12 protein-coding genes and 1 tRNA gene are annotated in these 9,316 nt (G+C 73.2%); 6 read left to right on the top strand and 7 right to left on the bottom strand.

Annotated features, from left to right (window positions below):
- Positions 1-4: 4 nt before the first annotated feature.
- Both MU522_RS03115 and MU522_RS03110 read left to right on the top strand, forming a co-directional pair.
- Complete coding sequence (locus MU522_RS03115) at positions 5-1,066, top strand: YeeE/YedE family protein (RefSeq protein WP_246992399.1); 1,062 nt, start codon at positions 5-7, stop codon at positions 1,064-1,066.
- 83 nt (positions 1,067-1,149) lie between these two features.
- Entirely contained in the window at positions 1,150-1,377 is a 228-nt protein-coding gene (locus MU522_RS03110) for a sulfurtransferase TusA family protein (protein ID WP_128189812.1), read from the top strand.
- On the opposite strand, the gene MU522_RS03105 is transcribed toward MU522_RS03110, so the two are convergent.
- The gene (locus MU522_RS03105) at positions 1,374-2,351 is read right to left on the bottom strand and encodes a diacylglycerol kinase family protein (RefSeq protein ID WP_246992397.1); all 978 of its coding nucleotides are present in this window, start codon (positions 2,349-2,351) and stop codon (positions 1,374-1,376) included. The genes MU522_RS03110 and MU522_RS03105 overlap by 4 nt on opposite strands.
- 72 nt (positions 2,352-2,423) lie before the next feature.
- Here MU522_RS03105 and serS point away from each other — a divergent pair, with 72 nt between their 5' ends.
- From serS to MU522_RS03085, 4 genes are all read left to right on the top strand, one after another.
- A complete protein-coding gene (serS, locus tag MU522_RS03100) occupies positions 2,424-3,695 on the top strand; it encodes a serine--tRNA ligase (protein ID WP_246992395.1) in 1,272 nt (423 codons plus the stop codon).
- Complete coding sequence (locus tag MU522_RS03095; RefSeq protein WP_246992393.1) at positions 3,695-4,495, top strand: HAD family hydrolase; 801 nt, start codon at positions 3,695-3,697, stop codon at positions 4,493-4,495. Before serS ends, MU522_RS03095 begins: the two co-directional genes overlap by 1 nt.
- 130 nt (positions 4,496-4,625) lie before the next feature.
- Positions 4,626-4,710, top strand: a tRNA-Ser gene (locus MU522_RS03090).
- Between the two features lie 36 nt (positions 4,711-4,746).
- Complete coding sequence (locus tag MU522_RS03085) at positions 4,747-6,030, top strand: LCP family protein (RefSeq protein ID WP_246992391.1); 1,284 nt, start codon at positions 4,747-4,749, stop codon at positions 6,028-6,030.
- A gap of 15 nt (positions 6,031-6,045) precedes the next feature.
- On the opposite strand, the gene MU522_RS03080 is transcribed toward MU522_RS03085, so the two are convergent.
- The 6 genes from MU522_RS03080 to MU522_RS03055 are packed head-to-tail and all read right to left on the bottom strand — an operon-like array spanning position 6,046 to position 9,228.
- Complete coding sequence (locus MU522_RS03080) at positions 6,046-6,327, bottom strand: hypothetical protein (protein ID WP_246992389.1); 282 nt, start codon at positions 6,325-6,327, stop codon at positions 6,046-6,048.
- A complete protein-coding gene (gene trxA / locus MU522_RS03075) occupies positions 6,324-6,701 on the bottom strand; it encodes a thioredoxin (RefSeq protein ID WP_128189806.1) in 378 nt (125 codons plus the stop codon). Before trxA ends, MU522_RS03080 begins: the two co-directional genes overlap by 4 nt.
- A 32-nt stretch (positions 6,702-6,733) precedes the next feature.
- Complete coding sequence (locus MU522_RS03070) at positions 6,734-7,117, bottom strand: rhodanese-like domain-containing protein (protein WP_246992387.1); 384 nt, start codon at positions 7,115-7,117, stop codon at positions 6,734-6,736.
- A gap of 41 nt (positions 7,118-7,158) precedes the next feature.
- The gene (locus tag MU522_RS03065; RefSeq protein ID WP_246992385.1) at positions 7,159-7,473 is read right to left on the bottom strand and encodes a DUF4395 domain-containing protein; all 315 of its coding nucleotides are present in this window, start codon (positions 7,471-7,473) and stop codon (positions 7,159-7,161) included.
- An 18-nt stretch (positions 7,474-7,491) separates the two neighbouring features.
- Positions 7,492-7,794, bottom strand: a complete 303-nt coding sequence (locus MU522_RS03060) for a rhodanese-like domain-containing protein (RefSeq protein WP_246992383.1) — start codon at positions 7,792-7,794, stop codon at positions 7,492-7,494.
- Positions 7,795-7,803: 9 nt separating this feature from the next.
- The gene (locus MU522_RS03055; RefSeq protein WP_246992381.1) at positions 7,804-9,228 is read right to left on the bottom strand and encodes an MBL fold metallo-hydrolase; all 1,425 of its coding nucleotides are present in this window, start codon (positions 9,226-9,228) and stop codon (positions 7,804-7,806) included.
- Between the last annotated feature and the right edge of the window lie 88 nt (positions 9,229-9,316).

Here is a 9,316-nt window from a genome sequence, read left to right as displayed (position 1 = left end):
CACCGTGATCCTCACCGGTCTCGCGCTCGGCGCACTCCTCGGCTTCGCCCTGCAGCGGGGGAGGTTCTGCGTCACCGGCGCCTTCCGCGACGTGTGGCTCGCGCGGCAGTCGCGCTGGCTCACCGCCTTCTTCGTCACCATCGCCGTGCAGGCGGTCGGCGCCTTCGCGCTCGATGCCGCGGGCGTCATCGAGCTCGGCGGCGGCGCCTTCCCCTGGCTCGCGGCAATCCTCGGCGGGCTCGTGTTCGGCTTCGCGATCGTCTACGCCGGCGGCTGCGCCACCGGCACCTACTACCGGGCCGGCGAGGGCCTCATCGGCTCGTGGATCGCGCTCGGCGGGTACGCGCTCGCGGCGGCCATCATGAAGCACGGGCCCGGCGCACCCGTCGTCGAGGCGCTGCGCGGCGTCTCGGCGCCCGTGGGCACCGTGCACGAGCTGCTCGGCGTCAGCCCGTGGATCCTCGTCGCCCTGCTGGTCGCCGGCACAGCCGCCGCGGTCTGGCACCACCTCCGCAAGGACGCCGCCCGGCCGAAGCCGGTGCAGCTGCCGGCGCGGCGCACGGGCCTCGCGCGCATCCTCTTCGAGCGGCCCTGGAACGCGTTCGCCACGGCGCTCGTGATCGGCCTCATCGGCATCGCCGCGTTCCCGCTCTCGTGGGCGACCGGCCGCGAGTCGGGCCTCGGCATCACCACCCCGAGCGCCGACATCGTCGCCTTCCTCGTCACGGGCGACGTCGAGCTCGTCGACTGGGGCGTGATGCTCGTGCTCGGCATCCTGCTCGGCTCGTTCATCGCCGCGAAGGGCTCGGGCGAGTTCCGCGTGCGGGTGCCCGACGCCCAGACGGTGCTGCGCTCCACCGGCGGCGGGCTGCTCATGGGCGTCGGCGCCGCGATCGCGGGCGGCTGCACCATCGGCAACGCCATGGTGGGCTCCGCCACCTTCACGCTGCAGGGCTGGGTCTCGTTCGCGGCCATGCTCCTCGGCACGGGCATCGCCGTACGCTTCGTGTTCGGTGCCCGGCGCGCCGACCGCACGGTCGCGGCGCCGACGCCCGTCGGCGTCTGACGCCCACCGCATCCCGCGACCATCCGCATCGATCGACCATCCGCGTCGATCGACCGCTCATCGACCGACCATCAGGAGGAACCATGACCGTCCACGTGCTCGAGACCGAGGGCCAGGTGTGCCCGTTCCCGCTCGTCGAGGCGAAGCGCGCCATCGCGGGCATCGCATCCGGCGACGAGCTGCGCATCGACTTCGACTGCACCCAGGCGACGGACTCGCTGCCGCGCTGGGCGGCCGACGAGGGCTATCCCGTGACGGCCTTCGAGCGCACCGGCGACGCGAGCTGGACCATCACGGTGCAGAAGCCCTAGACCGCGACGCCCTCGTGCGAGCGGCGGTGCGGCACGCGCACCACGAGCGCGTCCTCGCGGACGCCGGCGCGCAACGCGATCGCGTCGCCGACCACATCGCCGTCGACCTGCACGGCGCGCGGCTCCTCGAGCCGCGCGTGCGTCTCCTTCGCCTGGCCGTAGCCGAGCGCGGCGCCGGTGCGCTGGCGCCCGAGGTGCCCGGTGCGGCGCAGCAGCTTCGTGACGAGCAGGTTGTTGCGGGCGACGTAGCCGGCGACCTGCAGCCAGCCGCGCGCGCCCTGCGGGCGGATGAGCGCGATGTCGAGCATGCCGTCGTCGACGACCGCGTCGGGCAGCACCACGATGCCGTTCGTCACCGTGCCGCAGTTGCCGATCAGCATCGTGTTGACGGTCGAGCGGGTCGTGCGGCCGCCGTCGAGGCGCACCTGCACGCGCACCTTGTCGAGCCCCGAGATCACGCGACCCGCGGCGTCGACGTAGGCGAGCCATCCGACCTTCTTCTTCAGCTCCTCGTCGGTCTTCTCGATCATCTCGGCGTCGAGGCCGAAGCCGACCATCACCGCGAACGCGTGCTTCGAGCGGGTGCCGTCGGGCGCCTCGATCTCGAGCTCGCCGAGGTCGATCTCGCGCTCGTCGCCCTCGAAGGCGTTGACGACCGCGTTCTTCAGGCTCGTCACGTCGATGCCGAGGTTGCGGGCCAGCAGGTTGCCGGTGCCGGCCGGGATGATCGCGAGCGGCACGTGCGCGCTCGTCACCGCGTCGGCCGCGACCCGCACCGTGCCGTCGCCGCCGGCGACGAGCAGCAGGTCGACGCCCGCGTCGAGGGCCGACCGCACGGCGGCCTCGCCGGCGTCGTCGGCGGAGGTCTCGAACCAGACGGGCTCCGACCACTCGAGCGGCTGCGCCGACTCGACCTGGACCGCGAGCTCGTCGCGGTCGATCTTGATGGGGTTGTAGACGATCCCTGCGCGCATGCTCGAACAGTACCCCGCGGATGCTGGGCCGCAGCAGTCGGGGCGTTCACCTGCCGCTCGTAGACTTGGGGCGTGATCGATCCCCAGCTGCTGCGCGAGCAGCCCGACCTCGTCAAGGCCAGCCAGGAGCGCCGCGGCGACCCGGTGTCGTACGTCGACGAGGCGCTCGAGGCCGAGCGCGCCCGCCGCGCCGCCATCACCGAGTTCGAGCGGCAGCGCGCCGAGCAGAATGCGCACGGCAAGCTCGTCGGCGCCGCCGCCAAGGAGGACCGGCCGGCGCTCATCGAGCAGGGCAAGGCGCTCGCCGCGGGCGTCAAGGAGGCGCAGGCGCGCGTCACCGAGGCTGAGGCGGCCTTCGACGCCGCCGTGTCTCGGCTCGGGAACCTGGTGCACCCCGACGTGCCCGCCGGCGAGGAGGCCAACTTCGTCACGCTCTCGACGCACGGCGAGGAGCGCGCGTTCGACTTCGAGGCGCGCGACCACGTCGAGCTGGGCGAGAGCCTCCAGGCCTTCGACATCGTGCGCGGCGCGAAGGTCGCGGGCAGCCGCTTCTACTACCTGACCGGCATCGGCATGCGGCTCGAGCTGGCGATCATGCTCATGGGCCTCGACCAGGTGCTCGCCGACGGCTTCACGCCGCTCACGACGCCGACGCTCGTGCGGCCCGAGATCATGCGCGGCACCGGCTTCCTCGGCGAGCACGCCGACGAGGTCTACCACCTGCCCGCCGACGACCTCTACCTCACGGGCACGAGCGAGGTGGCGCTCGCAGGCTTCCACGCCGACGAGATCGTCGACCTCGAGCAGCCGAAGCGCTACGCCGGCTGGTCGACCTGCTACCGCCGCGAGGCGGGCTCGGCGGGCCGCGACACCCGCGGCATCCTGCGCGTGCACCAGTTCAACAAGCTCGAGATGTTCTCGTACGTGAAGCCCGACGAGGCCGAGGCGGAGCACGACCGCATGCGCGCGCTGCAGGAGCGCATGCTGCAGGCGTGCGAGCTCGACTACCGCGTCATCGACGTCGCGGCCGGCGACCTCGGCTCCTCCGCCGCCCGCAAGTTCGACATCGAGGCGTGGATCCCGTCGCAGCAGCAGTACCGCGAGCTCACCTCCACCTCGAACTGCACGACCTTCCAGGCGCGCCGCCTCGGTACCCGCTACCGCACCGAGACCGGCCGCACGGCGCCCGCCGCGACGCTCAACGGCACCGCCGCGACCACGCGCTGGCTCGTCGCGATCCTCGAGACGCACCAGCAGGCCGACGGCTCGGTGCGCGTGCCCGCCGCGCTGCAGCCCTACCTGGGCGGCATGGACGTCATCGAGCCGGTCGGCGCGAGCGCCTGATGGAGCCGCTGCTGATCGGCCTCGACATCGACGGCACCGTCGTGCACGAGGACGACTCGCTCTCGCCGAGGGTGGCGGATGCGGTGCGCCGCGTCGTCGAGGCCGGTCACGTCGTCGTGCTGGCCACGGGCCGCTCGCAGGCGACCACCGAGTCGACGGCGGTGCGGCTCGGCATCGAGCCGAGCCACCTCGTGTCGGCGAACGGCGCGCTCGTGCTCGCGCGCCGCGGCGATGTCTACGAGCCGGTGCACGTCGAGACCTTCGACCCGTCCGACGCCCTCCGCACCATCGCGCAGGGGCTGCCGACCGGCTCCTTCATGGTCGAGGACGCCACGGGCCACCGCCGCTACACCGACGGCATGGTCGACTGGAACCTCGACGTCGCCGAGCGCGTCGAGTTCGAGGACCTGCTCGAGGTGCCGGCGCTGCGCGTCGTCGTGATGAGCCCCGACCACGAGGTCGACGAGTTCCTCGAGATCGTCGAGGGGATGGGCCTGCACAAGGTCTCCTACGCGATCGGCTACTCGTCGTGGCTCGACATCGCGCCGGAGGGCGTCAACAAGGCGACGGGGCTCGCGCACGTCGCCGAGGACCTCGGCATCCCGCGCGACCGCATCGTCGTCGTCGGCGACGGCCGCAACGACATCGAGATGTTCGAGTGGGTCGCCGAGGGCGGCGGCAGGGCCGTGGCGATGGGCCAGGCGCCCGACGAGGTGAAGGCCGCGGCGACCGAGGTCACCGCCGACGTGCAGGGCGACGGCCTGGCGCTCGTGCTCGAGGGGCTGCTCGTCCGGGCCTGAGGCCGCGATGGCGCGGCGAGGCCGGCCCCGCACCCACAGGATCCCGACAGCCCGCCGGTAGGCGGCGCATCCGCTCCGGCCGTAGAATCGTCCGAAGCCCCGCCGCATCCCAGCCGCGGAGGGAGCATCGGGAGGGCTGTCCGAGCGGCCGATGGAGCCGGTCTTGAAAACCGGTGGGCAGCGATGCCTCGTGGGTTCGAATCCCACGCCCTCCGCACCGCCGACAGCACGACGCACGAGAGGGGCAGGCCATGGCAGACGAGCGCACCGGCTCGGTCGTCGACACCTCGGCGATGGCGCCCCGGCACGGCCGCCTGCGTCGGCACTCCGGCCTCGCGCACGTGCTGCGCTGGCTCGGCCTCGGCATGGCCGTCGTGCTCGTCGCCGTCGTCGGCGTCGCCGGCATCTCGCTGCTGCGGCTGACCACGGGCATCGCCACCGTCGACCTCGGCGGCGACGTGCCGCCCGCGCAGGCCGGCTTCGCGCCCTACGAGGGCGGGTTCACGATCCTGCTCGTCGGCTCCGACCAGCGCGAGGGCCAGGGCGCCGAGTTCGGCGAGGGCGCGTACGACGGCCAGCGGCTCAACGACGTCACGATGCTGCTGCACGTGAGCGACGACCACAGCCTCGCCCGGGTCGTCTCGTTCCCGCGCGACCTCGTGGTCGACTTCCCCGCGTGCGAGGACCCGGAGACGGGCGAGGTCGCCCCGGCGGCCGACGGCGTGCAGTTCAACCAGGCGCTCAACCGCGGCGGGCTCTCGTGCGTGGCCGAGGTCGTCACCGACCTCACGGGCATCGAGGTGCCGTACGCCGCGATGATCACGTTCCAGGGCGTCATCTCGATGTCGAGCGCCGTGGGCGGCGTGCCGGTGTGCTTCGCCGGCCCGATCGACGACCCGTGGACGGGCCTGCAGATCGAGGAGGCCGGCGTGCACGAGCTCGAGGGCGAGCAGGCGCTCGCCTTCCTGCGCTCGCGGCACGGCGTCGGCGACGGCTCCGACCTCGCGCGCATCTCGTCGCAGCAGGTGTTCCTGTCGTCTCTCGTGCGCACGCTCCAGTCGGATGCGGTGCTGACGGACGTGACGCGGCTCTACGCGATCTCGCAGGTGGCGATCGAGAACATGACGCTCTCGTCGGGCCTCGGCGACGTCGGCACGATGGTGTCGATGGCGCGCGTGCTCGCCGACATCCCGCTCGAGACCATGCAGTTCGTGCTCTACCCGAACGTGCCCGAGGGCGTGCGGGTGGTGCCCGACGAGGAGCGCGCCGACGAGCTCATGCGGCGCATCCGCCTCGAGCAGCCGATCGAGCTCGGCGAGGACTCGCTCGGGGTCGGGTCGACCGACGAGACGCCGGCGCCGACCGACGGCCCGGACGCGACCGCGACGGCCGAGCCCGAGGTCACCGAGACGGCGGCGCCGACCGAGACGCTCGAGCCGGGCGCGACGCCGACGCCCACGCCCACCGACGAGCTCGAGGGCGTCATCGGCCAGGATGCGTCGCAGGAGTCGTGCGTGGTGCCGTTCGGCGGCTGAGGCGGCTGAAGCGGCTCAGCCCAGGAGGTCCTGGCGCGCCTCGGGGATGCCGTGGCGGTTGTGGCGCTCCGCGCGACGGGCGGCGAGGAGCATCGGCAGCGAGCCGGGGCACCAGCCGCGCACCGCGCCGACGAACACGAGCGCCGCGAACGCGCCGACAGCCCCGGCCAGCAGGGGCTGGTCGAGGCTGTCGAGCGCGAAGGCGGCGAGCAGCAGGCCCACGAGGGCCTGCGCGATGCGCTCGCCGCGGCCGGCGCCGCAGGCGCGAGCTCGCGCCGGGCGACGGCCGTCGGTCATGACGCGGGCTGCGAGGCGCGCTGCTCGGCGATCTGACGACGCACGTCGTCCATGTCGAGCCCGCGCACGGCCTCGATGACCGAGTCGAGCTGCGGGGCGCCGAGCGCGCCGGGCTGCGAGAAGACGAGGACGCCCTCGCGGAACGCCATCAGCGTCGGGATGGAGGTGATGCGGAAGCCGGCGGCGAGGTCCTGCTGGGCCTCGGTGTCGACCTTCCCGAAGTGGATGTCGGGGTGCTTGGTCGCCGCCTGCTCGAAGATGGGCGCGAACATGCGGCAGGGGCCGCACCAGCCGGCCCAGAAGTCCAGCAGCACGATGTCGTTGCCGGTGATCGCGGCCTCGAGGTTCTGTGCGGTGATCTCGTGAGTGCTCATGGTTCGAGTATACCCCCTGGGGTATTTTTCTGCTAGGGCTGGACGATCGGGAGGCCGGTGGCGGCCGCCGCCTGGTCGAGCGAGCCGAGGTTGGTCACGTCGTCGAAGCCGGCCTGCTCCATGAGGGCCTCGGCCTGCGCGGCGCGGCTGCCCGAGCGGCAGTAGACGAGGTAGGCGGCATCCGGGTCCATCTCGGGCAGCGCCGCGGCGAGCTCGCCGCTGCTGACGTCGCGCAGCTCGGCGCCCTCGAGATGGCCGCCGGCGAACTCCTCGGGCGTGCGCACGTCGAGCACGATCGTGTCGGCGGCGATGGGGGCGGATGCGGTGGGCTCGGCGGCGCTGGCGCAGCCGACGGCCGAGACGGCGACGGCGAGCACGGCGAGGAGCGATGCGATGGTGCGGGGCTTGGTGGCCATGGTGGTTCCTTCGGTGGTGGGGAGGGTGCGGGGGAAGCGGTTCAGGAGGCGGCGCAGACGCCGCCGGGGCAGTGCTGGGGCGGCGTCGTGCCGAAGGCGCGCTGGAGGGCGCAGCCGACGCAGATGCCGAAGGCGGTCTCGGCGAAGAGCATGCCGAGGCAGAGGGCGCAGAGCGCGAGGGTGACCCAGAGCGGGGCGCCGAGCACGCCCATCGCGGCGCAGGAGACGGTCGCGAGCCCGAGGCCCAGCCACCACGCCGCCGGCGAGCAGCAGCAGGCCGGCGGCGGCGCGCACGGCGCGCTCGTCGACGACGGGCACGGCGTAGCCCGGCAGGTGCCGCCCGATGCGAGGGGCATCTGCCGGGCCGGCCGTCGTCATCGCGCCATCGGGAGGTCCGCCTCGAGCCATGCGAGCATCCCGCCCTGCATGTTGTCGACGGCGAAGCCGGCGTCCTCGAGGAACATCGCGGCGCGGCCCGAGCGGTTGCCGGAGCGGCAGATCGCGATGACCGGGCGCGCCTTGTCGAGCTCGTCGAAGCGGTACGGCAGGTCGCCCAGCGGGATGTGGCGGGCGCCGGGGATCATCCCCGCGGCGACCTCGGCGTCCTCGCGGACGTCGACCAGCTGCGCGTCGCCGCCGAGGCGGCGCTGCACGTCGTGCACGCTGATGTCAGCCATGCCGCTGCCTCACGCCGCCGCGCCGGCGAGCACGGGCTCGTTGCCCGCGACCGACACCCAGCCCTGGAACGAGCCGTCGAGCTCGGCCACGTCGAAGCCCTCGCGCCGCAGCGCGCTCGCGACGACGCTGTTGCGCACGCCGCTCTGGCAGTACGTGACGATCGTGCCCTCGGCGGGCAGCTCGTCGGTGTGCCACAGGGCGCGGCCGCCGCTCAGGTGCTCGGAGCCCGGGATGCTGCCGTCGGCGTGCTCGGTGCGACCCCGCACGTCGAGCAGCAGCACGTGCGGGAAGTCGCCGAGCGCGTCGGGCGAGACGAGCTTCGGCTCGACGAGCTCGAGCCCCTCGAGGCTCGTCACGTAGCCGGCGACCCGGTCGATGCCCACGCGCACCAGGTGGTCGCGCAGCTCGGCGGCCTCCTCGGCGTCTGCGGCGAGCAGCACCAGCGGGCGCTCCTCGGTCTGCGGGTCGTAGACCCACGCGCCGTAGCTCGCGGCCTTGGCGACGCCCGGCACGTTCAGCGAGCGAGGCACCGTGCCCTCGTGCACCGCGTGGTGGTCGCGGCTGTCGACGAAGATCGCCTCGTCGGCCTCGAGGGCTGCCGTGAGCTCCTCCGCGGTGTACTCGCGCAGCTCGCCGGTGCCCTCGAGCAGCGCCGGGCCGACGCGGTTCTCGGTCTTCATGCGCGCGAAGTAGGCGTGCGCATCCGGCTGGCCGCCGAGCAGGTCGTCGATGAAGCCCTGCTCGTCGTCGTTCCGCAGGTACGTGTTCCACCACGAGAACGCGCGCTCGTAGCCGACGGTCGAGGCGGGGATCGCGCCGAGCGCCTTGCCGCACGCGCTGCCGGCGCCGTGCGCGGGCAGCACCTGCACGTAGTCGGGCAGCGTGAGGAAGCGGTCGCGGAGGCTCACGAAGAGGTCCTTCGCGCCCTGGAAGCGGGTGTCGACGCCGCCGGCGGCCTCGTCGAGCAGGTCCGGGCGGCCCAGGTCGCCGACGAAGACGAAGTCGCCCGTCAGCATGAAGCCGGGCTCGTCCGCCTGCGCGCCGTCGGTCACGAGGAAGGAGAGGTGCTCGGGCGTGTGGCCCGGCGTGTGCACGGCCTCGACGGTGATGTTGCCGAGGCGGATGCGGTGGCCGTCCTTCATGCGCACGGCGTCGTCGAAGCCGTCGCCGTAGGTCCAGTCGGGCCCGCCCTCGTCGGAGACGAACATCGTGGCGCCGGTGGCGGCCGCGAGCTCGCGGGTGCCCGAGAGGTAGTCGGCGTGGATGTGCGTCTCGGTCACGGCGGCGATCCGCATGCCCTTGCGCTCGGCGAGCTCCAGATAGACGCGGATGTCGCGGCGCGGGTCGACCACGACGGCCTCACCGCTCGCCTGGCAGCCGATGACGTAGCTCGCCTGCGCGAGGTCCTCGTCGTAGATGCGTTCCAGCAGCATGGTGCTCCTTCTCTCGCTCTCAGTGGTGGGCCGCGCTGCTCAGCAGCTGCAGCGGTCGGCCTGGGGGACGCCGGCCAGCGCCTCGTCG

This window comes from Agrococcus sp. SCSIO52902, assembly GCF_022983135.1.
Taxonomy (GTDB): domain Bacteria; phylum Actinomycetota; class Actinomycetes; order Actinomycetales; family Microbacteriaceae; genus Agrococcus; species Agrococcus sediminis.
The sequence above is the reverse complement of the archived record's forward strand: the minus strand, read 5'-3'. Positions and strand labels throughout refer to the sequence as shown.